21 protein-coding genes and 1 pseudogene are annotated in these 23,516 nt (G+C 65.4%); 13 read left to right on the top strand and 9 right to left on the bottom strand.

The genetic code is table 11. The features are described from left to right. Positions 1-144: 144 nt before the first annotated feature. Positions 145-3,297, bottom strand: coding sequence for an efflux RND transporter permease subunit (locus tag A6723_RS24910; protein WP_054908390.1), 3,153 nt, complete (start codon positions 3,295-3,297; stop codon positions 145-147). Between the two features lie 12 nt (positions 3,298-3,309). Beyond that, on the bottom strand, positions 3,310-4,494 hold the full coding sequence (locus A6723_RS24905) for an efflux RND transporter periplasmic adaptor subunit (RefSeq protein WP_054908389.1): 1,185 nt from the start codon (positions 4,492-4,494) through the stop codon (positions 3,310-3,312). A gap of 155 nt (positions 4,495-4,649) precedes the next feature. Here A6723_RS24905 and A6723_RS24900 point away from each other — a divergent pair, with 155 nt between their 5' ends. After that, a complete protein-coding gene (locus A6723_RS24900; protein ID WP_054908388.1) occupies positions 4,650-5,282 on the top strand; it encodes a TetR family transcriptional regulator in 633 nt (210 codons plus the stop codon). Between the two features lie 36 nt (positions 5,283-5,318). Here A6723_RS24900 and A6723_RS24895 read toward each other — a convergent pair whose 3' ends face one another. After that, the gene (locus A6723_RS24895) at positions 5,319-5,516 is read right to left on the bottom strand and encodes a heavy-metal-associated domain-containing protein (protein WP_054908387.1); all 198 of its coding nucleotides are present in this window, start codon (positions 5,514-5,516) and stop codon (positions 5,319-5,321) included. 154 nt (positions 5,517-5,670) lie between these two features. Here A6723_RS24895 and A6723_RS24890 point away from each other — a divergent pair, with 154 nt between their 5' ends. From A6723_RS24890 to A6723_RS24870, 5 genes are all read left to right on the top strand, one after another. Next, positions 5,671-6,129: a hypothetical protein gene (locus A6723_RS24890; RefSeq protein WP_054908386.1), complete on the top strand. Its 459-nt coding sequence runs from the start codon at positions 5,671-5,673 to the stop codon at positions 6,127-6,129. A gap of 120 nt (positions 6,130-6,249) precedes the next feature. Next, positions 6,250-8,655: a heavy metal translocating P-type ATPase gene (locus A6723_RS24885; protein WP_054908385.1), complete on the top strand. Its 2,406-nt coding sequence runs from the start codon at positions 6,250-6,252 to the stop codon at positions 8,653-8,655. A 51-nt stretch (positions 8,656-8,706) separates the two neighbouring features. Next, on the top strand, positions 8,707-9,108 hold the full coding sequence (gene cueR / locus A6723_RS24880) for a Cu(I)-responsive transcriptional regulator (RefSeq protein WP_054908384.1): 402 nt from the start codon (positions 8,707-8,709) through the stop codon (positions 9,106-9,108). A gap of 92 nt (positions 9,109-9,200) precedes the next feature. Beyond that, complete coding sequence (locus tag A6723_RS24875; protein WP_054908383.1) at positions 9,201-9,455, top strand: type II toxin-antitoxin system HicA family toxin; 255 nt, start codon at positions 9,201-9,203, stop codon at positions 9,453-9,455. Beyond that, complete coding sequence (locus A6723_RS24870; RefSeq protein WP_054908382.1) at positions 9,452-9,778, top strand: type II toxin-antitoxin system HicB family antitoxin; 327 nt, start codon at positions 9,452-9,454, stop codon at positions 9,776-9,778. The genes A6723_RS24875 and A6723_RS24870 overlap by 4 nt, the downstream gene beginning before the upstream one ends. Here the strand turns inward: A6723_RS24870 and A6723_RS24865 are convergent. The 5 genes and pseudogenes from A6723_RS24865 to A6723_RS24845 all read right to left on the bottom strand — a co-directional run. After that, positions 9,779-10,670: pseudogene (locus tag A6723_RS24865) on the bottom strand (EamA family transporter); the annotation flags it as partial. A 170-nt stretch (positions 10,671-10,840) separates the two neighbouring features. Next, positions 10,841-11,398 (bottom strand): nucleotidyltransferase family protein, encoded by a 558-nt coding sequence (locus tag A6723_RS24860; RefSeq protein WP_054908380.1) that lies wholly within the window; start codon positions 11,396-11,398, stop codon positions 10,841-10,843. Next, positions 11,398-12,294, bottom strand: a complete 897-nt coding sequence (locus A6723_RS24855) for a PA4780 family RIO1-like protein kinase (protein ID WP_054908379.1) — start codon at positions 12,292-12,294, stop codon at positions 11,398-11,400. The genes A6723_RS24860 and A6723_RS24855 overlap by 1 nt, the downstream gene beginning before the upstream one ends. 72 nt (positions 12,295-12,366) lie before the next feature. After that, positions 12,367-13,548, bottom strand: coding sequence for a two-component system response regulator (locus A6723_RS24850; RefSeq protein WP_054908378.1), 1,182 nt, complete (start codon positions 13,546-13,548; stop codon positions 12,367-12,369). A gap of 98 nt (positions 13,549-13,646) precedes the next feature. After that, on the bottom strand, positions 13,647-15,998 hold the full coding sequence (locus A6723_RS24845; RefSeq protein WP_064979879.1) for an ATP-binding protein: 2,352 nt from the start codon (positions 15,996-15,998) through the stop codon (positions 13,647-13,649). Between the two features lie 131 nt (positions 15,999-16,129). Between A6723_RS24845 and ada the strand changes: the two genes are divergently transcribed. Next, positions 16,130-17,218 carry a bifunctional DNA-binding transcriptional regulator/O6-methylguanine-DNA methyltransferase Ada gene (gene ada, locus A6723_RS24840; RefSeq protein ID WP_054908373.1) on the top strand — a complete coding sequence of 363 codons (1,089 nt, stop codon included), beginning with the start codon at positions 16,130-16,132 and terminating at the stop codon, positions 17,216-17,218. Here the strand turns inward: ada and A6723_RS24835 are convergent. Beyond that, positions 17,162-17,755 carry a hypothetical protein gene (locus A6723_RS24835; RefSeq protein ID WP_175405585.1) on the bottom strand — a complete coding sequence of 198 codons (594 nt, stop codon included), beginning with the start codon at positions 17,753-17,755 and terminating at the stop codon, positions 17,162-17,164. The two genes, ada and A6723_RS24835, sit on opposite strands and share 57 nt — an antisense overlap. A 159-nt stretch (positions 17,756-17,914) precedes the next feature. On the opposite strand from A6723_RS24835, the gene A6723_RS24830 reads away from it, so the two are divergent. The 6 genes from A6723_RS24830 to ggt form a co-directional block, all read left to right on the top strand. Continuing rightward, the gene (locus A6723_RS24830; protein ID WP_054908372.1) at positions 17,915-18,529 is read left to right on the top strand and encodes a phosphatase PAP2 family protein; all 615 of its coding nucleotides are present in this window, start codon (positions 17,915-17,917) and stop codon (positions 18,527-18,529) included. A 238-nt stretch (positions 18,530-18,767) separates the two neighbouring features. Beyond that, complete coding sequence (locus A6723_RS24825; RefSeq protein WP_054908371.1) at positions 18,768-19,676, top strand: glutamate/aspartate ABC transporter substrate-binding protein; 909 nt, start codon at positions 18,768-18,770, stop codon at positions 19,674-19,676. A gap of 194 nt (positions 19,677-19,870) precedes the next feature. Further along, positions 19,871-20,617 carry an amino acid ABC transporter permease gene (locus A6723_RS24820; protein ID WP_054908370.1) on the top strand — a complete coding sequence of 249 codons (747 nt, stop codon included), beginning with the start codon at positions 19,871-19,873 and terminating at the stop codon, positions 20,615-20,617. Further along, positions 20,614-21,282, top strand: a complete 669-nt coding sequence (locus A6723_RS24815; RefSeq protein WP_139093055.1) for an amino acid ABC transporter permease — start codon at positions 20,614-20,616, stop codon at positions 21,280-21,282. Before A6723_RS24820 ends, A6723_RS24815 begins: the two co-directional genes overlap by 4 nt. Next, a complete protein-coding gene (locus A6723_RS24810; protein ID WP_054908369.1) occupies positions 21,279-22,013 on the top strand; it encodes an amino acid ABC transporter ATP-binding protein in 735 nt (244 codons plus the stop codon). The genes A6723_RS24815 and A6723_RS24810 overlap by 4 nt, the downstream gene beginning before the upstream one ends. Before the next feature lie 83 nt (positions 22,014-22,096). Further along, positions 22,097-23,516: gamma-glutamyltransferase (gene ggt / locus A6723_RS31490; RefSeq protein WP_139093054.1), on the top strand; the 1,420-nt coding region annotated here is incomplete at its 3' end.

Below are 23,516 nucleotides of genomic sequence, written 5' to 3'. Positions count from 1 at the left end.
GTGTGGAAAACGGGTTGGCGCGCACGGATGGCGCAGCGAAGCCATGCATTGTGGCGAGCGCCGGGAAATTAGCAAGCTCCCTAAGCAACTCCCGAAACAAAGGGAGGGACAGGCCCGGCTGGCGCAGCCGGACCTGTCGGCACCTCAGGCCTCGTGCGCCCCCTCTGCGGCGGGCTTGGCCTTGTTCTTGCGGCCGCTGAGCTTGTCGGCGGCCGACTCCACCAGCATGTAGAACATCGGGATGAGGAAGGTGGCCAACAGGGTCGCGGCCAACATTCCGCCGATCACCCCGGTACCGATGGAGTGGCGGCTGGCCGAACCAGCCCCGGTGCTGATGGCCAGTGGCACACAACCGAGGATGAACGCCAGCGAGGTCATGACGATCGGGCGGAAGCGCAGCTTGGCCGCCTCGAGTGCCGCTTCCATCGGGCCCATGCCCTGCTCTTCGCGGCACAGCACGGCGAACTCGATGATCAGGATGGCGTTCTTCGCCGCCAGGCCGATCAGGGTCACCAGGCCGACCTGGAAGTACACGTCGTTGTCCAGACCACGGATCCAGATCGCCAGGATCGCCCCGAATACCGCGAAAGGCACCGCGGTGACCACTGCCAGCGGCAGGGTCCAGCGCTCGTATTGCGCCGCCAGGATGAGGAACACCAGGATCAGGCCGAAGATGAACGCGGTACTGCCAGAGCCCTGGGTCGCCAGCTCCTGGTAGGCCGAGCCGATCCACGCCAGGGTGTATTCCTCGCCCAGTGTTTCGTTGGCCACCTCCTGCATCGCCGCCAGCGCCTGCCCGGAGCTGTAGCCCGGAGCCGGCCCGCCGAGCAGCTTGGCCGCCGGGAAGACGTTGAAGCGCGCGTAGGAGTCCGGCCCGAGGATCCGCTTCACGCTGACCAGCGTGGTCAGCGGGACCAGATCGCCGGTGGCGGAACGCACGAAGACCTGGCTCAGGTCGTCGGGCCTGCGGCGGAACTCCGGTTCGGACTCCAGCGTTACCTGCCAGGTGCGGCCGTACAGGCTGAAGTCGTTGACGTAGTAGCTGCCGAAGGTGGACTGCATGGCCGTGAACACGTCATCGATGGCCACGCCCAGCGAGCGCGCCTTGGTGCGGTCCAGGTCGATGTAGTACTGCGGCACGTTGGCGTTGAAGGTGGAGTTCACCCCGGCAAGTTCCGGTCGCTTGGAAGCGGCCGCGAGGAACTTGGTGGTGACCTCCTCCAGTTGCTCGGAGGTACCGCCGCTGCGGTCCTGGATATAGGCCTCGAAGCCGCCGGTGGTACTCATGCCGGTAATCGGCGGCGGGTTGAAGGACATCACCACGCCATCTTCCTGCCCGGCGCCCATCTTCATGAACTCACGGGTCAGGTTGCGTGCATCCAGCTCGGGCTTGTCGCGTTCCTTCCAGTCCTTCAGCGGCACGAAGGAAACCCCGGCGTTGCTGCGTGTGCCGAAGGTGAGGATGTCGAAACCGGCGAAGGTCACGACGTCCTGTACTGCCGGATGCTTCATCAGCTCCTGGGTCACCTCGCCCGTGAGCTTCTCGGTGCGCGTCAGGGAGGCTGCCGGCGGCAGGAAGTAGGCGTTGATCACGTAGCCCTGGTCTTCGTCCGGTACCAGGGAACCCGGCACCCGGCCGAACAGGATCACCAGCAGCGCGATCATCCCGCCGAACAGCAGCAGCCCGATCACCGCGCGCTTGAGGAAGAACTGCACGCCGGCGCCGTAGCCGTTGGTGGCGCTCTCGAAGACCCGGTTGAACCAGCGGAATGGCGCGGCCGGTTCCTTGTGCTCGTTCTTCAGGATCAGCGCGCACAGCGCCGGCGACAGGGTCAGCGCGACGATCCCGGAAATCACCACGGACACCGCGATGGTGATCGCGAACTGCTTGTACATCTGTCCGGCCAGGCCGCCGAGGAAGCCGACCGGCACGAATACCGCACAGAGCACCAGCACGATAGCGACGATCGGACCGGTCACCTCGTTCATCGCCTTTATCGCCGCTTCCTTCGGACTGAGCTTCTCCGTGCGCATCACCCGTTCGACGTTCTCCAGCACGACGATGGCGTCGTCCACCACGATGCCGATCGCCAGCACCATGCCGAACAGCGACAACAGGTTGATCGAGAAGCCCATCAGGTACATGCCGGCGAAGGTGCCGACCAGCGAGACCGGGATCGCCAGCACCGGGATCAGGGTCGCGCGGATGTTCTGCAGGAAGATGTACACCACCACCATCACCAGGATCAGTGCCTCGATGAAGGTGTGGATCACTTCCTCGATGGAGACCTGCACGAAGATCGTGGTGTCGTAGGGAATCTTGTAGGTAATGCCCTGAGGGAAGCGCTTGGACAGCCGCTCCATGGTGTTCTTCACCGCCTCGGCAGTGTCCAGGGCGTTGGCCCCCGGCTGCAGGTAGATACCGAAGGCGGCGTTCTGCTGGCCGTTGAGGGAGGTCATCAGGGAGTAGTCCTGCGCCCCCAGCTCGACTCTCGCGACGTCCTTGAGCAGCAGGCTGGCGCCGGTCTGGTCACTACGCAGGATGACGCTCTCGAACTCCTTGGGATCGGTGAAGCGGCCCTGCGCCGTGGCCATGTAGGTGAAGTCCTGCGGCTCCTTCATCGGCTGCTGGCCGAAGCTGCCGGCGGCGAATTGCGAGTTCTGCTCGCGGATCGCATTCACCACGTCCGTCGGCGTCATGTTGTATTGCGCCAGCTTGTCCGGCCGCAGCCAGATGCGCATCGAATAGTCCTTCGAGCCGAACTGGCTGACATCGCCGACGCCGGGAATCCGCTTGAGTTCGTCGATGACGTTGATCAGCGCGTAGTTGCTGATGAAGATCGGGTCGCGGGAATTGTCCGGCGAGAACAGGGTCACCACCTGGAGGATGTCGGAGGATTTCTTCTCCACCTTCACGCCCTGCCGGCGCACTTCCTCGGGCAGCTTGGCCAGCGCGGCCTGGACCTTGTTGTTGACGTCGATGGTCGCCTGGTCCGGATCGGTGCCGACCTCGAAGTACACAGTGAGGCTCATGGCACCGCTGCTGTCGGAGTTCGACAGCTGGTAGATCATGCCTTCGACGCCGTTGATTTCCTGTTCCAGCGGCGCGGCCACGGTTTCCGCGATCACCTGCGAGCTGGCGCCGGGATAGGCGGCGCTGACCGACACCTGCGGCGGCACGATTTCCGGGTATTGGGCGATGGGCAGCGCACGCATGGCCGCCAGGCCCGCCAGCAGGATCACGATGGAAATCACCATCGCGAACACGGGGCGTTCGATGAAGAAGCGCGAGATCACGATGAGCGCTCCTTAAGACTGGGTCTGGGCGGGTTGCGCCGCAGGCTGCTGCGGCGGCGCTTCGCTGGCCTTGACCGGCTGGTCCGGGCGCACCTTCGGAATGCCCTCGACGATCACATGGTCGCCGTCATCCACGCCGGCATCGATGATCCAGCGGCCGTTCACGGTCTTGCTGGTGGTCACCTGGCGCACACGGGCGAAGCCATCCTTGTCCACCACATAGACGAAGGTGCCGCGTGGTCCCTGGGCGAGGGCACGCTCCGGCAGAGTGACAGCGTTGCTCTGGGTAATGCCGGTAATGCTGATCCGCACGAACTGCCCCGGAATGAGCTGGTTCTGCGGATTGGGGACGACGGCCCGGGCGTTTACCGTACCGGTGCCGGTATTGACGAAGCTGTCCGTGAAATCGACGACCCCGTCCAACGGATACTTCGTGCCATCGCCGAATTGCAGCTCGGCGGTGAGCTTTCCGCCCTTGGGCAGGATGTACTTCCCGCTCTTGACGCCATCCTTCATGAGCGTCGCCTGGGTATCGGGGTAGGCGAAATTGACGTAGACCGGGTCGAGTTGCGTGAGCTTGGTCAGCAGGCTGGAGTTCGGATCGTTGGCCGCCACCAGGCTGCCCTCGGAACGTACCTCCTTGCTCGCCATACCGGAGATTGGCGCGGTCACCGTGGTGTAGTTGAGGTCGATCTGCTTGGCCTGGACGTTGGCCCGGGCGGCCTCCACATCGGCCTTGGCCTGTTCGAAATCGGAGGTGTAGCGATCCAGTTCACTTTCGCTGGCGAAGCCTTTGGCCTGGAGTTCACGAATCCGCTTGAGATCACGCTCGGTCTGGCGATAGCGCGCCTGGGTCTGCGCCAGCGAACCCTTGGCCTGGCCAAGCGCGGCCTGGTAGGGGCGCGGGTCGATACGGAACAGCACCTGGCCCTGCTTCACCGGACGGCCTTCTTCATAGGTGCGCTGCTGGAGGATACCGCTCACCTGGGCACGGACTTCCACTTCACGGAAGCCGGCAGTTCGCGCCGCATACTCGAACGTCAGCGGTACCGGCGCGCTCTTCGCCACTTCGATGGTCACCGCGGGAGGGGGTGGTGCCGCTGCTGCGGGCTTGTCGTCCGCCCGTACTCCGCTGGCGAACAGGACTGGCAACCCAACGACAACAAGCGCGACGGGCAAACGGCGGGCAAACGGCATGTAACCTCTCCATGGAATTGACTGACGGCGGAACTCAGAAGATCGACGATTGCACGACGTTTACCTACGCCAGTGTCTGTAAAGCACTGTTCGCGCTATAAAATCAGTAAACTGCCCGTCACTCAGTGATCCTAGCCTGTATACCAACAAGCGCCATGAGAAGAACTAAAGAAGATTCGGAACGTACACGCCAGACGATTCTTGACTCGGCTGAGGGCCTTTTTTTCGAGAAAGGCGTCTCCAATACCAGCCTGGAAGAGATCGCTCGCGCCGCCGGAGTCACCCGCGGGGCGGTGTACTGGCATTTCCAGAACAAGGCGCACCTGTTCAACGACATGCTCAACCAGGTTCGCCTGCCACCGGAGCAGCTCGCCCAGCGGCTGTCCGGTTGCGATGGCCACGATCCGATCGAGTCGCTGTTCCAGCTCAGCGTGGAGGTCGTCGAGAACCTCGCCCGTGACGAGCAGCGTCGGCGCATCCTCACCATCCTCCTGCAACGCTGCGAGTTCACCGACGAACTGCGCGATGCGGAAGAGCGCCACAATCATTTCGTCCGGCAGTTCATCGAGCTCTGCGACCAGCTGTTCAGCCGCAACGATTGCCGCGACCGCCTGATGCCGGGCGTCACGCCCAAGATTGCCTCGCGCGCGGTGCACGCGATGATCTTCGGCCTGCTCAGCGACTGGCTACGCGACCCGGAGCTGTTCGATCCGGTGCAGGAAACCCGGCAATTGTTCGATGCCGTGTTCCGCGGCCTGGTGCGCGACTGGCACCCCGCCAAGGTCTGAGGGCCGGCAGGGCGCCGGCCCGGAAGGGATGAAACGTCAGGCGACCTCGGCCTCGTAGCCTTCCTCGCGGATCGCCGCGAGGATCGCCGGTTCATCCAGGCGGCTGGCCACGCGGACCTCGCCGGCGCCCAGGTCGACCTGCACGTCCGCCGCAGCGTCCAGCGCCTGCACCGCCTGGGTGATAGCCCTGACGCAGTGACCACAGCTCATGCCTTTGACAGTGAAGGTATGCATGGAATGTCTCCTCTGATGGATTGAAGCACTGGATGCAGTCTCGACCTTGCCACGGTGGCAAGGTCAAGCCTCTCTCGTCGACGTCGTCTTGCACTTGTCCTACGTCAGGCTCTAAGCCAAGCTGCGGAAAAAGCTGACACATCGGAGAACGCCCATGCGCCGTTCCCTTCTGCTCGCAACCGCTTTCGTCGCTGCCCTGCCCTGGCTTGCCTGTGCCGATGGCATGCCCGGCGAACCCACCACACCCGCAGCCCCCTCGGCTCCGCCACCGAGCATACCGGGCTCCTGGCCGATACCCGACGCCCAGCCGGTGGCCTATGCCGTGCTGATCGTCAGCCGTGAACGGCTGGATACCGGCACCGCCTGCGACATTGACCTCTACGTGCAGGACGAAAAGGTCTCGCGCCTGCAGCCTGAAGGCGAAATCGCCCTCAACCTGCCACCGGGCGAAGTCTCCCTGCGCCTGCAGACAGCCAACTCCGGCCTCTGCCGCAGCGACATCCAGCCGCTGCGCGCACAGTCTGTCCAGCTGCATGCCGGCGAAGTGCGCAAGTTCCGCATCGCCAACAGCGAAAGTGGCCTTTACTTGATGCCGGTCTCCAGCGGCAGTTGATAAAGGGGCAGTTGGAGCGCGGCTTCGGATTTGACCTGCGGCAAGATGACAGCGAACGAGGGTTGACCTTGCCCTCGTGTCAAGGTTGATGCTATCGGGGAACTTCAGGGAGAAAGCCCCATGAGCAGCGCCAACCCCATCGAACTCGACCTGCCCGTCTCCGGGATGACCTGCGCCAGCTGCGCCGGCCGGGTCGAGCGCGCCCTGCGCAAAGTGCCCGGCGTGCAGGAAGCCAGCGTCAATCTCGCCAGCGAACAGGCCCGCGTCCAGTTGGCCGCGCCCTCCAGCGACGCAACACTGCCGGCACTGGTCGCCGCGGTCGAGCAGGCCGGTTATCAGGTGCCGTCCCACAGCCTGGAACTGGCTATCGAAGGCATGACCTGCGCCAGTTGCGTCGGTCGCGTCGAACGCGCGTTGAACAAGGTTCCTGGCGTGCGCTCGGCCAGCGTCAACCTGGCCAGCGAACGCGCCCACGTCGAACTGCTCGGCGCCGTGGATGCCGCCACGCTGATCACCGCCGTCGACAAGGCCGGCTACAAGGCCCGCCCGATCGAACCCGACCAGCCCGCTGTGGACCCGGCCGTGGCCCGCCTGGCGCGCGAGCGCTGGTGGCTGGCCGCGGCCATCCTGCTGTCGCTGCCGCTGGTGCTGCCGATGGTGGGCGACTGGTTCGGCCAGCACTGGATGCTCCCCGCCTGGGCGCAATTCCTCCTCGCCACACCCGTGCAGTTCCTCATTGGCGCGCGCTTCTATGTCTCGGCCTACAAGGCCGTGCGCGCCCGCAGCGGCAACATGGACCTGCTGGTCGCCCTTGGCACCAGCGCCGGCTACGGCCTGAGCCTGTACCTCTGGTACGCCGCCACCCCGGGGCAGATGCCGCACCTGTACTTCGAAGCCAGCGCCGTGGTGATCACCCTGATCCTGCTCGGCAAGTACCTGGAAAGCCGCGCCAAGCGCCAGACCGCCGCCGCTATCCGGGCGCTGGAAGCCCTGCGCCCCGAACGCGCGACCCGCGTGCGAGACGGCATGGAAGAAGACGTCGCCATCGCCGAACTGCGCCTGGGCGACGAAGTGCTGGTGCGCCCCGGCGAGCGTTTCCCGGTGGACGGCGAAGTCCTCGCCGGCCAAAGCCATGCGGATGAAGCCTTGATCACCGGCGAGAGCCTGCCAGTGCCCAAGGACATCGGCGACCCGGTCACCGGCGGCGCCATCAACGGCGAAGGCGTGCTGCGCGTGAAGACCACCGCGCTGGGCGGCGAAACCGTGCTGGCGCGGATCATCCGCCTGGTGGAAGACGCGCAGGCCGCCAAGGCGCCGATCCAGAAGCTGGTGGACAAGGTCAGCAACGTCTTCGTCCCGGTGGTGATCGGCATTGCGCTGGTCACCCTGGTCGGCTGGCTGATCGCCGGCGCCGGCTGGGAACACGCACTGATCAATGCCGTGGCCGTGCTGGTCATCGCCTGCCCCTGTGCCCTTGGCCTTGCCACTCCGACCGCGATCATGGCCGGCACCGGCGTGGCGGCCAAGCACGGCATCCTGATCAAGGATGCCGAGGCCCTGGAGGTCGCCCACGCGGTGACTGCCGTGGCCTTCGACAAGACCGGCACTCTCACCTCCGGTCAGCCACGCATCACCAATCTCGCGGCGCCAGGCGACGAAGCCGAAGCCCTGGCCCTCGCGGGCGCCCTGCAACGCGGCAGCGAGCATCCGCTGGCCAAGGCCGTGCTGGCTGAGTGTGCCGAGCGTGGACTCAATCCCGCTGCTGCCGAGGCTACCCAGGCGCTCACCGGGCGCGGCATCCAGGGCCGAGTGGGAGACCGCCTGCTCGCCCTGGGCAACCGGCGGATGCTCGACGAAGCGCAGTTGCCACCCGGCGCGCTGGCCGACTCCGCCGCGCAATGGGAGGCAGAGGGCCGCACCTTGTCCTGGCTGATCGAGCGCGAGCCGCAGGCCCGCGTGATTGCTCTGTTCGCCTTCGGCGACAGCCTCAAGGAAGGCGCGAAAACCGCCATCGACGCCCTGCGCGAACGCGGTATCGACAGCCACCTGATCACCGGCGACAACCGCGGCAGCGCCAAGGTCGTGGCCGATGCCCTGGGCCTGGACGATGTGCACGCCGAAGTACTGCCCGGCGACAAGGCTGCCGTGGTCGGCGCGCTGCGCAAGGAAGGGAAAGTCGTGGCGATGGTCGGCGACGGCATCAACGACGCCCCGGCACTGGCCGCGGCGGACGTTGGCATCGCCATGGGCGGCGGCACCGACGTGGCCATGCATGCCGCGGGCATCACCCTGATGCGCGGCGACCCGCGCCTGGTCCCCGCAGCGCTGGATATCTCCCGGCGCACCTACGCGAAGATCCGCCAGAACCTGTTCTGGGCCTTCATCTACAACCTGGTGGGCATCCCGCTGGCTGCCTTCGGCCTGCTCAACCCCATGGTCGCCGGCGCGGCGATGGCCGCCTCCAGCGTCAGCGTCGTGAGCAACGCTCTGCTGCTCAAGCGCTGGAAACCACAGGATCACCAATAAGACACGCGCCCTCGCGCTAGAAGCGGGGGCTCTCGTTCAGGAGAGTTCGGCATGAACATCGGCGAAGCGGCGAAGAAGAGCGGCCTGACCGCGAAGATGATCCGCTACTACGAATCCACCGGCCTGCTCGCCCCCGCCGGCCGCAGCGCCAGCGGCTACCGGCACTACAGCGAGCAGGACCTGCACACCCTGGCCTTCATCCGCCGCTCGCGGGACTTTGGCTTCTCCCTGGAGGAGGTCGGCCAACTGCTCGCCCTCTGGCAGGACCGCCAGCGCGCCAGCGCTGACGTGAAGGCCCTGGCCGCCCGGCACATCGATGCGCTGAACCGCAAGATCGCCGAGCTGAGCAGCCTGCGCGATACGTTGCAGGAGCTGAGCGACCACTGCCAGGGCGACCATCGCCCGGACTGCCCGATCCTCAAGGACCTGGAGTCGGGGAATTGCTGCCACTGAGGACTATTCAGGCGACGCTTGGCGATCTGTCCTACATCTAGCTCACGACACCCATTGGTAGCATAATCTGATACCAATTGACGGAGCACGGGATGAATGCCCGGCAACGCAGGACACTGGAGCTGATCTACTCCCTCCCCGTCCCGGCATCACTGGAATGGCTGAGCATCGAGTCTCTGCTGATTGCACTCGGCGCCCAGATGATCGAGGGCAATGGCTCACGGGTGCGTTTCGAACTGAACGGCATAGTCGCCACGTTCCATCGCCCGCATCCGGCCAAGGAAGCCAAGCCCTATCAGGTCCGTGATACACGCACCTTGCTCGAACAGGCAGGAATTCACCCATGACTCCCATGAAGTATCAAGGCTACGCGGCCCGCATCGAATACAGCGACGATGACGGGCTGTTCATTGGCCATGTAGCCGGGATCCGCGACGTGATCGGATTCCATGGTGAATCGGTCAGCGAGTTGCGCGTAGCGTTCGAAGAAGCGATAGATGACTATCTGGCGACCTGCGAAAAACTCGGCCGCGAACCACAGCGGCCGTTCTCCGGCAAGCTCAGCCTGCGCCTGGACCCACAACTGCACGCGCAGGTAGCGATCAAGGCTGAATTGAGCAACCAGAGCATCAATCAGTGGGTGGTGGACCGCCTCGGCGAGGCGGTCTGACGCCCTGCTACGCGCTGGCCACCGCCCGACGGCGCCAGATCGACGCCGGCAGCACCGTCACGGCGAGGCCGATGAAGACCAGCACGCAGGCCATCCAGTCCTGGGTGGTGAGGTCTTCCCCCAGGAACAGCCAACCCGACAACAGGCCGGACACCGGCACGGCCAGCGCGAAGGGCGTGACCTGGCTGGCCGGGTAGCGGCGCAGCAGGAAGCTCCACAGGCCGAAGCCGACGGTAGTGGCGAGAAAGGCGATGTAGAGCAGCGCACCAGCGCCGGTCCAGTTGATGTTCACGACGGCGTGCTCGATGGCCTCGGGGCCTTCGAAGATCCACGACAGCACCAGCAGTGGCAGCGGCGGGATCAGGCTCACCCAACTGATCAGGCGCAGCATGTCGCTGGCGCCGGAGCGCTTGGTGGCGATGTTGGAGAAGGCCCAGGCAAGTGCGGCGGCAATCACCAGCAGGAAGGCCACCAGGCTGTCGCCCATGGGACGCTCCAGGCCAATCAGCAGCAGGCCGCCGGCGGCCAGCGCCAGGCCGATCAGAGCGCGCGCACTGGGACGCTCGCCGAGGAAGGCAGCGGCGATCAGCACGGTGAAGAACACCTGGCTCTGCAGCACCAGCGACGACAGGCCCGCCGGCATGCCGATATGCATGCCGACGAACAGCAGGCCGAACTTGACCACGCCCAGCAGCACACCGATCTGCACGATGCGCCAGAACGGTGCCGGCAGCGGACCGCGCAGGAAGATCAGCGGCAGCGCCGCCAAGGCGAAGCGCAGGGCGCAGAACAGCAGAGGCGGGAAGTCATGCAGGCCGACCTTGATCACGACGAAGTTGACGCCCCAGATCAAGGTGACCAGCAAGGCGAGGAGGACGTGGCGAAGGGGCATGGCAGAGCGCTCGGGGTGGGATAAAGGAAAATTACCAGCCCACGCCCGAAATGTATGGATACAGTTGCGGCCTTACAGTTTTCCGACACGCCTTGTGTAGGCGCGAGCTTGCTCGCGAACAGATTCACCGGGCAAATCGGCGATGGGCGGGTTCGCGAGCAAACTCGCTCCTACAAGGGCTCGATACGTAGTTTCGGCCAGCGCACCGGCCAGTTCTTGGCGGCGAGGCGTGCGCGGTAGATGTCCGGCTTGCCACGGAATTGCTCGGTGGGCCTGACGCGCAGTTCCCAGATGTCGTCGATGCCCAGCGGCGCCAGCAACTCCAGGGACTCACCGCGCAGCCGCATCGCTACCGCCGCGCTGACTTCCACCCAATGGCACATGGCATCGCCGCAATCGAGGTAGGGCGAGTCGCCGTTGCGCAGATGCATCCGCGCCTGGTTACGCACAGACCAGGGAACATCCGGGCAGGCGCCCAGCAGACGACGCTCCCAGGCGTAATCCGCTTCGGGCTCCAGGCAGTCGGCAGAGAAATACAGCACATCGATATCGCTCAACGGCGTGGGTTCGCCATAGCCATGCAAGGCGTCCCACACCGCGTTGCGCACGAAGCCCGCCGCAATCCAGGCGCCCGCGGGGCCGTGATCCCGCACGACGCGCAGCAGGTGCATGCGTTCAGGTTGCCCGGCGATCAGCGCGAGAAGCTCCCTCTCGCCGGGCGGTTGCATCAGGCCTGCTCCCAAGGCGGGGGCGGGGGCTCGTCGTTCTTCTGCGGGGAATCCTGGGCAGCGCGGCCAGCTTCGCGACGTTCCTGCTCGCGCATGGCGTCGGCGATCTCCCGCAGTACGGAGTCCACATCCGCCTCGTCTTCCGGGTCGTCGAAATGCCCGGTCAACTCGGTATCCGGCAGCAACTTGCCGTCCTCGTAGAGCGCCCACATTTCCTTGGCGTAGTGCGTGTACCTGAGCTCCGGGGCGAAGCGGCCGAAGTAGGCAGCCATGTTGCCGACGTCGCGCTCCAGCATGCGGAAGGCATGGTTGTTGCCGGCGGCGTCGACGGCTTGCGGCAGGTCGATGATCACCGGGCCATCCGGACCGACCAGTACGTTGAATTCCGACAGGTCGCCGTGCACCAGGCCCGCGCAGAGCATCATGACGATCTGGCGGATGAGGAATTCGTGGAAGTCGCGGGCCAGCTCCGGCTCCATCACCACGTCGTTCAGGCGCGGCGCGGCGTCACCGTCTTCGTCGGCAACCATCTCCATCAGCAGTACGCCGTCAAGGAAGTCGTAGGGCTTGGGCACCCGTACTCCGGCGTTGGCCAGGCGGAACAGCGCAGCCACCTCGGCGTTCTGCCAAGCGTCTTCCTGCTCCTTGCGGCCGTACTTGGTGCCCTTGGCCATGGCGCGTGCCTGGCGGCTGTTGCGCACCTTGCGGCCTTCCTGGTACTCGGCGGCCTGACGGAAGCTGCGCTTGTTGGCTTCCTTGTAGACCTTGGCGCAGCGCAGCTCTTCACCGCAGCGCACTACATAGACCGCTGCTTCCTTGCCGCTCATCAGCGGCCGCAATACTTCGTCGATCAGGCCGTCTTCGATCAACGGCTCTAGGCGTTTCGGGGTCTTCATCGGGCTTCCTGGCGTACCTCTCTGGGGCGCTGCGCTCCTTATACGGCAATCATCGACAACCGCCCAGTGCGATCAGGGTTCAGGCGGCGTCAGCTCGATACTTTCGGTCACGGCATCTTCCAGGCGCTGCAGTTCCAGCCCCCGCGCTTTGTCACTGTCGGCGTAGCGCTGGGCGATGTTGGCGAAGCCTTCGGCGACTTCGCCGAAAGCCTCCGCCACGCGCGGGTCGAACTGCCTGCCGGCGCCGGCCTTGATGCGCTCGGCCGCTTCGTCCGGGGTCAGCGAGGCGTGATAGGCATGGCGGCAAGTGAATTCGTCATAGCAATCGATCAGCGAAAGCATCCGCGCGCCCAAGGGAATCTGCTCGCCAGCCAGGCCCGCCGGAAAGCCGCTGCCATCCCAGTGCTCATGGTGGCTGTAGGCGATTTCCTTGGCGAAACGCAGGAAATCCGCCGGGGAGCCCAGCTTGCGCTCGGCCGCCGCCAGGGCATCTCGACCAACGGTCGTGTGGCTTTCGAGAATCAACCGGTCGGCCTCTTCCAACTGGCCGGGGCTGTGCAGAATACGATCAGGCACGGCGACCTTGCCGATGTCGTGCAGCTGCGCCGAGCGCACCAGCAACTCGATGTTCTCCACCGACAGCTCGGCGGCGAATTCGCTGTGCAGGGACAACGCGCTGCCCAGCAGGCGCATGTAGTGCTCGATGCGTACCAGGTGGTTGCTGTGCGGGTTGTCGCGCAGGTCGCAGAGGGTCGCCATCGCCTCCAGGGTGGCGTCCTGGATCGCCTGCAGTTCGCGGGCGCGGCGACGCACCTCAAGTTCCAGGTACTCGCTCTTGTCGCGCAGGAAATCGGAATTGGCTTTCAGGTTCAGGTGCGCGCGAATGCGCGCCAGAGTCACCGGCGGGCTGATCGGCTTGGTCAGGTAGTCCACCGCGCCCAGGTCCAGGCCCTTCTGCTCGTCGGCGGGGCTGACCATGCCGGTCAGGAAGATCACCGGGATGTCGCGGGTCAGCGGGTCGGCCTTGAGCTGGCGGCAGACTTCGTAGCCGTCCATCTCCGGCATCATGATGTCGAGCAACACCAGGTCCGGGCGCGGATCGCTCTGCATCAGGCGCAGCGCCTTCGGCCCGCTGGCGGCAACGCGCACCTGGTAGCGGTCCATCAGCAGTTCGCTCATGAGCATCAGATTGTCCGGCTGATCATCCACCACCAGGATCATCTCCTGCTCCGGCCGGTCCAGCATGCTATCCATCGCAACTCCTCGCATCGGTCAGATTCGTGACATGCCATGGGGGATCGGACCACCGCCCTGTCCGCGTGTTCCTGTCCCGCATTTCCATATCTGCCACTTCATATACGGATATCGCGCTCCCTCGCGAGATTCACCAGACTCTCCAGGGCCCGCTCGAACTCGAAGCGCCGCACGCTCGTGGCGATGCCCTCATAGCCCTCATTGAAGACGCTGCGCAGCAGGCTTGCACGTTCGCCGAGCAACCTCCCTGCGCGCGGGTCGTCGGCGGCCAGCAGGTGCGCCAGGCGCCGGCAGACCTGTTCGACCTCGGCGTCGTTGCCGCTCTCCAGCAGCGCAGGCGCCGCCGCCGCGGCCGGCAGCATGGGCACCGGCAGCGGTTCGTGGCTGATGTTCTGCAGGCTCAGGCTGACCGAGTCGTCGACCCGCCCCATGGGCAGCCGGCACCAGAACAGGCTGCCACGGTTCGGCTCGCTCTCCACGCCGACGCTACCGCCCATCGCCTCCGCCAATTTCCTGCAGATCGCCAGGCCCAGGCCGGAGCCGCCATAACGGCGGGTGATGGAGCTGTCCGCCTGCTGGAAGGATTCGAACAGGCGCTCCTGCTGCGGCTCGGAGATGCCGATGCCGGTATCGCGGAAGGCAAAGTAGAGCTGCAGGCTGTCTTCGTCCTCGTCCTCCAGGCGGACGATCAGCACCACCTCGCCCTGCTCGGTGAACTTCAGTGCGTTGTTGCCGTAGTTCATCAGGATCTGCCGCAGGCGCAGCGAATCCCCCACCACCTGGGCGGGCACCCGCGGGTCGATCTCGCAGTGCACCGCCAGGCCCTTGCTGGCGGCGCGGATGTTGAACAGGTCGAACAGCTCGCCGAGCAGACGCTCCAGGTCGAAGGGGATGTGTTCGAACTCCAGCTTGCCCGCCTCCACGCGCGACAGGTCGAGGATGTCGCTGATCAGCTCCAGCAGGTACTGGCCCGAGCCCTGGATCTTGCCCAGGTAATCCACCTGTTGCGGGTCCAGGGTGGTCTCCTGGAGCAGGTGCGCCAGGCCGATGATGATGTTCAGCGGCGTGCGGATCTCATGGCTCATGTTGGCCAGGAAGTCGCTCTTGAGCTGCGCCGCCTCTTCCGCCAGGTCTCGGGCCTCGGCCAGCGCCAGCTCGGTGGACTTGCGCGCAGTGACGTCGCGGCTGACGCCGACCAAGCCGAGCAGCCGGCCGTGGTCGTCGTGGAAGGCGCTGCGCAGGGTATCGAAGAGCACCCGCCGACCATCGGGATAGACCACCCAGCCTTCGCTGGCATAGGGCTCACTCTCGTTGAGCGCCTGGCGGTCGCGCTCCTGCCGGCCGGCCCCGGCCACGCGGCTGAACATCTGCTGGTCGCTGCGCCCGACGATGTCCTCCGGCGGCCGCCCCAGGCAGTCGGCAAAGGCCTGGTTGACGCCGAGGTAGCGGCCCTGGGTGTCCTTGAACCAGATCGGATCGGGAATCGAGTTGATCAACGCCAGCAGAGTGCTGCGCTGGCGCCGCTCCTCTGCTTCGGCGCGGGCGCGCTCGGCCACCTGGATCGACAGCCGGCGGTTCCACACCAGCACGAAGGTCAGCAGGGCCAGCACGCCCACAACCCAGGGCCAGGCGATCTGCAGCAGGTGCATCCAGTCGAAGACGTCCAGCGACGGCAACCAGCGTGCTTGGATCGCCTCCTGCTCATTGCGGGTGATGTTGTTCAGTGCGCGGTCCAGCAGCGGCACCAGCGGCTCCAGCTCCTTGCGCGTGGCGAAGCGCACCTGGCTGTTGCCCAGCCCGCTATCGCCGCGCACTTCCATGTTGGACAGGCCGAGCTGCTCGATCAGGAAGGTCGAGGTGATGAGGTTGCCCACATAGGCATCGGCACGCCCGATGGAGACGGCCTTGAGCGCGCTGGGCGAGTCTTCCGCCAGCACGAAGTCGATCCCCGGCACCGCCTTGGCCAGCAGCTCATGGACGGCATAGCCCTGCTCCACCGCGACCCGGCGGCCGGACAGGTCGTCCAGCGTGCGGATAGTGCTGTCGCGCCGGGCGAAGATCAGGCTGCTGGTGGTGACGTAGGGCTGGGTAAAGCTCAGGAAGCGCTGGCGCTCGTCGGTGGCCGCCATGGACGGCAGCAGGTCCACCTCGCCTGCCTTCACCGCGGCCAGCACCTCTTCCCAGGTGTTGTAGAGCACCGGCTGGACCTTCATGCCCAGGCGCTCGGAGATCAGCTGCAGGTAATCGGCGCTGATGCCATGGAACTGGTCGAACTCGTCGATCACCTCGAACGGCGGCCAGCCGGCGCGGAACAGGCCGACACGGATCGGCTCGTGGGCCGTGACGAAGGCACGCTCCTCATCGGACAGCGCCAGGCTTGCTGCTCGAGCCTGGGCGCACAGCGCAACGAGCAGCAGAAGGCAGCACAGGCAGAATCGGCGCAAGGGCATGGAGGTCTCTCTGGGGATACCCTGCAAGCGTAGCCCGGCCGGCGACAACGAGTTTGAAAACGCGATGCGGATTGCTGCTCCGCCAGGCCCGACGGAGAATCTCCCCAACGGCCATTGCCCCGGAGACAGCCATGACGACCACCCGACTTGACCCCGAGCGCTGCTGGCAGGCGGTCTGCGAGCGCGATGCGCGTTACGAGGGACGTTTCGTCTTCAGCGTGCGCTCCACCGGCGTCTACTGCCGGCCGAACTGCCCGGCACGCCGGCCATCACGGGAGAACGTGGCCTTCTATAGCGCCGCCGAGGCGGCCGAAGCTGCCGGTTTCCGCCCCTGCAAGCGCTGCTCGCCGCGTGGCCCGAGCCCGCGCGAGCAACTCGATGCGCTGGTTGCTGCGGCCTGCGAGCTGCTCGACAAGGCCGAGAAGCCCCTGACCCTGGACGAACTGGCCAGCCGCATCGGTCTCTCCGCCTCGCACCTGGCCCGTGCCTTCAAGGCCCGTACCGGCCTCACGCCCCGAGCCTGGGCGGAATCCCGCCGCGAGCAGCGCCTGGCCGCCGCGCTGCCGCAATCGCGCTCGGTACTCGACGCCGCGCTGGAGGCCGGCTACTCCGGCACCCGAGCCCTGTACGAAAGCGCCACGCCGCTGAGCCCGGCACAACGCCGGCAGAAAGGCGCGGGTGAACGACTGCGCTATGCCATCGCGCCCTGCCCGCTCGGGCTGGTGCTGCTGGCGGCCACCGACAAGGGCGTCTGCGCCCTGCTCTTCGCCGACAACGCCAGCGAGCTGGAACGCCAGTTGGCCGAACGCTTCGCCGCCGCCGAGCGAACCCGCGACGACACGGGGCTGGGCGACTGGCTGCGCGAGGTGATCATCCAGCTGGAAGAGCCCGAACAGGCCGCCCACCTGCCGCTGGACCTGCACGGCAGCGCCTTCCAGTTGCGCGTCTGGCGCGCCCTCACGCGCATTCCCAGCGGCGAGACGCGACGCTACGGCGAACTGGCGGAGCAACTGGGCACCCACCCGCGCGCCATTGCCCGCGCCTGCGCCAGCAACAACGTCGGCCTGCTGGTGCCGTGTCACCGCGTGGTCGGCGGTACCGGCGAAGGTGGCTATCGCTGGGGCCTGCCGCGCAAGCGCGAACTGCTGCGGCGCGAGGGTGGCTCAAGCGACGCCGGCGAACTCCGCCACCGAGCCGATCAGGATCAGCACCCAGAGTAGGCCGCCGAGGATCAGGAACGGCACGTTATAGCGAGTCAGCGAGGCGTTGCCCCGGCCCAGCGGATCGCCGCTGGCCTCGTTGGCGCGGCGCTGGATGTTCGTCAGCGGAATGAGTGGCACCAGACCGAGGATGAGGAACGGCAGGCTGTAGTGGCTGAGTTCGGGAATTCGGCTGGTGAGCTTGTCGGCGACATTGGAGAGGATCAGCAGCACCACCGCCCAGGTGGCGTCGCTGCCATAGCGCCAGGCCCTGCGTCGTTCCTCCGGCAGCGCTTCGTGCACGCGTCGGGCGAGGGAGTGGATATAGAAGATCATGAACAGGCTGCGCAGTGGCGGGTTGATCTTGCGCGGCATGTACGGCTTCTGGATCGACCAGTGCTTGTACATCCAGTAGAGGTTGAACAGCCCCAGCGTCGCCACATACAGCACGACCATCTTGGTGATGGAGATGACGAAGAACCGGCTGGCCTGTTCGGCGCCAGCATGCGCCTCGACCAATGGGGCTTCGGGGGCGCGGTAGGGATTTTCCATTTCCATGGCGAACATTCCTTTGTACTGAAGACGCCATTGTGGGCCAGCGCTGGCGCCGGGGCCAAGCTGGCGCATGCGCACAGGGTCGCATCCCGTCGCACGGCTCTCGGGGACGGCACCGGGCTGTGCTAACGTTGCCCGCCTCAGCCCCGCCGTCCCATGCCCATGTCCTTCTGGCCAATGATTACCCGCCTCGGCGACAGCTCCCTGCTGGCGCCGGCCGCCGTGCTCGTCTTCTGCTGGCTGCTGTATCGCCGCGAGACCGCGAAGGCCGGGCTGTGGCTGCTGCTGTTCGGATTCTCGACCGCGCTGGTGGTCGGTTCGAAGCTGGCGTTCATGGGCTGGGGAATCGGAATTCCGAACCTGAACTTCACCGGCTTCTCCGGGCACAGCATGCTGGCCGGTGCCGTGCTGCCGACGCTGGCCGCGCAGCTCTTCACCACGCGCCGCGCCGGCCTGGCCGCCGCCGCGCTGGCGGCAGTGATCGCCGTACTGGTCGGTCTCTCGCGTCTGGCGATCAACGTTCACTCGCCCTCCGAGGTCTACGCCGGCCTGACATTGGGCCTGGGCACCAGCGCGGCCTTCCTCGCCGCCACCCGTGCGCAGTTACCGGCCTTCCATCCCGCCGCCCTGCTGCTGATCCTCGCGCTGGCTCTCGGGCAGACCGTCACTGGCGTGCGCGCTCCGACGCACCAATTGCTCGAGCGCATCGCCGCGCACCTGGCCGATCGCGACCAGCCGTTCCAGCGCGGCCAATGGGGCGGCCAGCCGGACGTCTGACCCTGTTTGTCGTTCGGTTTTCCGAACGAGGAATCCTGAAAAATCCGGATATCCGAATGACAGATGGCTTATCGATCACCATAGCAAGATAAATAATCGTTTAAATTCAAATGGTTGAATAAAAAAGACAGCCTTGGCACGGAGCCTGCTCTGCTCCACCTCGAACATGCGACCGGCCTGGAGTGAGCCTCGTCGGCGCAGGACTGAATAACAAACACAACCAGTCGAGGTAGTCTCCATGCGTTTCGCACCCCGTGCGTTGGGCGTCGCCATTGTCGCGGCCCTGCTCGCCACTCCCGTCGTCGCCGAAGAACTGACCGGTACCCTGAAGAAGATCAAGGACTCCGGCACCATCGTCCTCGGCCACCGTGACGCCTCCATCCCCTTCTCCTACCTCGGCAGCGACCCGCGCCAGCCGGAAGGTTATTCCCACGACCTGCAGATCAAGGTCGTCGAAGCCCTGAAGAAAGAGCTGAACCTCCCCGAGCTGAAAGTCCGCTACAACCTGGTCACTTCCCAGACCCGTATCCCGCTGGTGCAGAACGGCACCGTGGACATCGAGTGCGGCTCCACCACCAACAACCTCGAGCGCCAGAAGCAGGTCGACTTCTCCGTCGGCATCTTCGAGGTCGGCACCCGCCTGCTGACCAAGACCAGCTCGGGCATCAACGACTTCCCGGACCTGAAGGGCAAGAACGTGGTGACCACCGCCGGCACCACCTCCGAGCGCCTGCTCAAGCAGATGAACGCCGATCAGAAGATGGGCATGAACATCATCTCGGCCAAGGACCACGGCGAATCCTTCCTGATGCTCGAGTCCGGCCGCGCCGTGGCGTTCATGATGGACGACGCGCTGCTCTACGGCGAAATGGCCAAGGCCAAGAAGCCGGACGACTGGCATGTGGTCGGCAAGCCGCAGTCCTACGAGATCTACGCGTGCATGGTTCGCAAGGGCGACGCGCCGTTCAAGAAGGTGGTCGACAAGGCCATCTCCGACACCTTCGCCTCGGGTGAGGTCAACAAGATCTACGACAAGTGGTTCATGCAGCCAATCCCGCCGAAGAACCTGAACCTCAATTTCCCGATGAGTGATGAGCTCAAGAAGCTGATCGCCAATCCGACCGACAAGTCTGCCGAGCAGATGTAACGGTCGCGCGCGGCTGCGCCCACAAGGCGTAGCCACGCGGGGGATCGGGAGCGCAAGCCATGCGCTCCCGGCCCAACTTCCAATCTGACGATGCCGGAACACCCGCTACCCGCGGGTGGCGGGCGGCCTTGCGCCCGCATCCGGCCCCGTACCGTACAAAGCCACCGTGCAAAGCAATCGAGGGGAAACCCGTCATGGATTACAACTGGGACTGGGGCGTGTTCTTCAAGTCCACCGGGATCGGCGACGAACGCTACCTGGACTGGTACATCACCGGCCTGGGCTGGACCATCGCCGTGTCGCTCGCGGCCTGGGTCGTCGCCCTGGCGCTCGGCTCGCTGCTGGGCGTGATGCGCACCCTGCCCAACCGCTGGCTGTCGGGCATCGCCACCGCCTACGTGGAGCTGTTCCGCAACGTGCCGCTGCTGGTGCAGCTGTTCATCTGGTACTTCCTGGTGCCGGACTACCTGCCGCAGCCGATCCAGGACTGGTTCAAACTGGGCATCGCCCCGGAAACCTCGGCCTTCATCAGCGTCGTCGTGTGCCTGGGCCTGTTTACCGCCGCGCGGGTCTGCGAGCAGGTGCGCACCGGCATCCAGGCGCTACCCAAGGGCCAGCTCGCCGCCGCCAGCGCCGTGGGTTTCCGCCTGCCGGCGGTCTATCGCCACGTGCTGCTGCCACAAGCCTTCCGGATCATCATTCCGCCGCTGACCTCGGAATTCCTCAACGTCTTCAAGAACTCCTCGGTGGCCTCCCTGATCGGCCTCATGGAGCTGCTGGCGCAGACCAAGCAGACCGCCGAATTCAGCGCCAACCTGTTCGAGGCCTTCACCCTCGCCACCGCGATCTACTTCACCCTGAACATGAGCCTGATGCTGATCATGCGCATGGTCGAGAAGAAAGTCGCCGTGCCGGGCCTGATCTCCGTGGGAGGTAAATGATGGACTTCAGCCAGATCGTCCCCGCCCTCCCCGGCCTCTGGGAAGGCATGATCACCACCCTGCAGCTGATGGCGCTGGGTGTGCTGGGCGGCGTGGTGCTGGGCACCATCCTCGCGCTGATGCGCCTGTCCAGCAGCAAGCTGCTGTCGAATATCGCCGGCTTCTACGTGAACTACTTCCGCTCGATCCCGCTGCTGCTGGTGATCACCTGGTTCTACTTCGCGGTGCCGTTCATCCTGCGCTGGATCACCGGCCAGGACACCCCCGTGGGCGCGTTCACCTCGTGCCTTGTGGCCTTCATGATGTTCGAGGCGGCGTACTACTGCGAGATCGTCCGCGCCGGCATCCAGGCCATCCCGAAAGGGCAGATCGGCGCGTCGTATGCGCTGGGCATGACCTACGGCCAGTCCATGCGCCTGATCATCCTCCCGCAGGCGTTCCGCAAGATGACCCCGCTGCTGCTGCAGCAGAGCATCATCCTGTTCCAGGACACCTCGCTGGTGTACTCGGTCGGCCTGATGGACTTCCTCAACGCCGCCCGCTCGCGTGGCGACATCATCGGCCAGCCCCATGAATTCCTGATCTTCGCCGGTCTCGTCTACTTCGTCATCAGCTTCGCCGCGTCCCTCTGCGTGAAGCGCCTGCAGAAAAGGTTAACCGTATGATCTCCATCGATAACGTCAGCAAGTGGTACGGCGACTTCCAGGTTCTCACCGACTGCACCACCAAGGTCGCCAAGGGTGAAGTGGTGGTGGTCTGCGGGCCGTCCGGCTCGGGCAAGTCGACCCTGATCAAGTGCGTCAACGCGCTGGAGCCCTTCCAGAAGGGCGATGTCACCGTCGACGGCACCTCCATCGCCAACCCCAAGACCGACCTGCCCAAGCTGCGCTCGCGGGTCGGCATGGTGTTCCAGCACTTCGAGCTGTTCCCGCACCTGACCATCACCGAAAACCTCACCATCGCCCAGCGCAAGGTGCTCGGGCGGAGCAAGGAAGAGGCGATGGACAAGGGCATGAAGCTGCTCGACCGCGTCGGCCTCAAGGCCCATGCGCACAAGCACCCCGGCCAGCTCTCCGGCGGCCAGCAGCAGCGCGTGGCGATCGCCCGCGCACTGGCCATGGACCCGATCGTCATGCTGTTCGACGAACCGACCTCGGCACTCGACCCGGAGATGGTCAACGAGGTGCTCGACGTGATGGTCCAGCTCGCCCACGAAGGCATGACCATGATGTGCGTGACCCACGAAATGGGTTTCGCCCGCAAGGTCGCCGACCGGGTGATCTTCATGGACCGCGGACAGATCGTCGAGGACTGCCCCAAGGAGGAATTCTTCGGTGACCTGCAGAACCGCGCCGAGCGCACCCAGCAGTTCCTCGCCAAGATCCTGCCGCACTGATCCCGCTGTTGTTCTACCCGAGTGCCCCGGTTCGCCGGGGCACTCAACCTCACCGCAAGCACAAGAATAAATAAGGAAGTCCCATGCGCGTGTTCCACTTCAGCAAGCTGACCCTGGGCGTCGCGATCCTCGCGGCGAGTTCGTCGGTCTTCGCCGTCACCCTCGACGGCGGCGCGGTTGCAGCGCCCGATCAGTACGGCGCGAAAGTCGCCGCCGAGATCCTCAAGAAGGGCGGCAACGCCGTCGACGCCGCGGTCGCCACCGCCTTCACCCTCGCAGTCACCTACCCCGAAGCCGGCAACATCGGCGGCGGTGGCTTCATGACCCTGTACGTCGAGGGCAAGCCGTACTTCCTCGACTACCGCGAGATCGCGCCGAAGGCCGCGACCAAGACCATGTACCTGAACGAGAAAGGCGAGGTGATCGAGAACCTCAGCCTGGTCGGCGCCAAGGCCGCCGGCGTGCCGGGTACCGTGATGGGCCTGTGGGAAGCGCACAAGCGCTTCGGCAAGCTGAAGTGGAGCGAGCTGCTGACCCCGGCCATCGGCTACGCGCAGACGGGCTTCAAGGTCGCCGACCAGCAGTACCAGTACCGCCAGGACGCTATCGCGCTGTTCAACGGCAAGACCAACTTCGGCGACTACTTCGGTACCATGAAACCGGGCGAAGTGTTCAAGCAGCCGGAATTGGCCAAGACCCTGGAGCGCATCGCCGACAAGGGCCCGGACGATTTCTACAAGGGCGAGACAGCCAAGCTGCTCATCGCGCAGATGAAGCAGGATGGCGGCCTGATCACTTCCGACGACCTGGTCGACTACAAGGCCAAGTGGCGCGAGCCGATGCGCATCGACTGGCAGGGCAACACCCTCTACACCGCGCCGCTGCCCAGTTCCGGCGGCATCGCCCTGGCCCAGCTGATCGGCATCAAGGAACAGCGCGCCGCTGACTTCAAGGGCGTGGAACTGAACTCTGCGAAGTACATCCATCTGCTCTCGGAGATCGAGAAGCGCGTATTCGCCGACCGCGCCGACTACCTCGGTGACCCGCAGTTCTCCAAGGTGCCGGTAGCCCAGCTGACCGACCCGAAATACATCGCCAAGCGCGCCGGGGAAGTAAACCCGGACGCCATCTCGGCAACCGAGAAAGTCCGCCCGGGCCTGGAGCCGCACCAGACCACGCACTTCTCCATCGTCGACAAGGACGGCAACGCCGTCAGCAACACCTACACCCTCAACTGGGACTTCGGCAGCGGCGTGGTGGTCAAGGGCGCCGGCTTCCTGCTCAACGACGAGATGGATGACTTCAGCTCCAAGCCGGGCGTGGCCAACGCCTTCGGCGTAGTAGGCAGCGACGCCAACGCCATCGAGCCGGGCAAGCGCATGCTCTCCTCCATGAGCCCGAGCATCGTCACCCGCGACGGCCACGTCAGCCTGGTGCTGGGCACGCCCGGCGGTTCGCGGATCTTCACCTCGATCTTCCAGGTGCTGAACAACGTCTACGAMG

This window comes from Pseudomonas sp. AU11447 (genome assembly GCF_001672555.2).
In the GTDB taxonomy this organism is placed as follows: Bacteria; Pseudomonadota; Gammaproteobacteria; order Pseudomonadales; family Pseudomonadaceae; genus Pseudomonas; species Pseudomonas nitroreducens.
The sequence above is the reverse complement of the archived record's forward strand: the minus strand, read 5'-3'. Positions and strand labels throughout refer to the sequence as shown.

What these genes read in the sequence shown, in the direction of transcription:
- A6723_RS24905 (WP_054908389.1), bottom strand. Translation starts at nt 4,494, where the DNA reads ATGCCGTTTGCCCGCCGTTTGCCCGTCGCGCTTGTTGTCGTTGGGTTG.
- A6723_RS24900 (WP_054908388.1), top strand. Translation starts at nt 4,650, where the DNA reads ATGAGAAGAACTAAAGAAGATTCGGAACGTACACGCCAGACGATTCTT.
- A6723_RS24895 (WP_054908387.1), bottom strand. Translation starts at nt 5,516, where the DNA reads ATGCATACCTTCACTGTCAAAGGCATGAGCTGTGGTCACTGCGTCAGG.
- A6723_RS24890 (WP_054908386.1), top strand. Translation starts at nt 5,671, where the DNA reads ATGCGCCGTTCCCTTCTGCTCGCAACCGCTTTCGTCGCTGCCCTGCCC.
- A6723_RS24885 (WP_054908385.1), top strand. Translation starts at nt 6,250, where the DNA reads ATGAGCAGCGCCAACCCCATCGAACTCGACCTGCCCGTCTCCGGGATG.
- cueR (WP_054908384.1), top strand. Translation starts at nt 8,707, where the DNA reads ATGAACATCGGCGAAGCGGCGAAGAAGAGCGGCCTGACCGCGAAGATG.
- A6723_RS24875 (WP_054908383.1), top strand. Translation starts at nt 9,201, where the DNA reads ATGAATGCCCGGCAACGCAGGACACTGGAGCTGATCTACTCCCTCCCC.
- A6723_RS24870 (WP_054908382.1), top strand. Translation starts at nt 9,452, where the DNA reads ATGACTCCCATGAAGTATCAAGGCTACGCGGCCCGCATCGAATACAGC.
- A6723_RS24860 (WP_054908380.1), bottom strand. Translation starts at nt 11,398, where the DNA reads ATGCAACCGCCCGGCGAGAGGGAGCTTCTCGCGCTGATCGCCGGGCAA.
- A6723_RS24855 (WP_054908379.1), bottom strand. Translation starts at nt 12,294, where the DNA reads ATGAAGACCCCGAAACGCCTAGAGCCGTTGATCGAAGACGGCCTGATC.
- A6723_RS24850 (WP_054908378.1), bottom strand. Translation starts at nt 13,548, where the DNA reads ATGGATAGCATGCTGGACCGGCCGGAGCAGGAGATGATCCTGGTGGTG.
- A6723_RS24845 (WP_064979879.1), bottom strand. Translation starts at nt 15,998, where the DNA reads ATGCCCTTGCGCCGATTCTGCCTGTGCTGCCTTCTGCTGCTCGTTGCG.
- ada (WP_054908373.1), top strand. Translation starts at nt 16,130, where the DNA reads ATGACGACCACCCGACTTGACCCCGAGCGCTGCTGGCAGGCGGTCTGC.
- A6723_RS24835 (WP_175405585.1), bottom strand. Translation starts at nt 17,755, where the DNA reads ATGGAAATGGAAAATCCCTACCGCGCCCCCGAAGCCCCATTGGTCGAG.
- A6723_RS24830 (WP_054908372.1), top strand. Translation starts at nt 17,915, where the DNA reads ATGTCCTTCTGGCCAATGATTACCCGCCTCGGCGACAGCTCCCTGCTG.
- A6723_RS24825 (WP_054908371.1), top strand. Translation starts at nt 18,768, where the DNA reads ATGCGTTTCGCACCCCGTGCGTTGGGCGTCGCCATTGTCGCGGCCCTG.
- A6723_RS24820 (WP_054908370.1), top strand. Translation starts at nt 19,871, where the DNA reads ATGGATTACAACTGGGACTGGGGCGTGTTCTTCAAGTCCACCGGGATC.
- A6723_RS24815 (WP_139093055.1), top strand. Translation starts at nt 20,614, where the DNA reads ATGATGGACTTCAGCCAGATCGTCCCCGCCCTCCCCGGCCTCTGGGAA.
- A6723_RS24810 (WP_054908369.1), top strand. Translation starts at nt 21,279, where the DNA reads ATGATCTCCATCGATAACGTCAGCAAGTGGTACGGCGACTTCCAGGTT.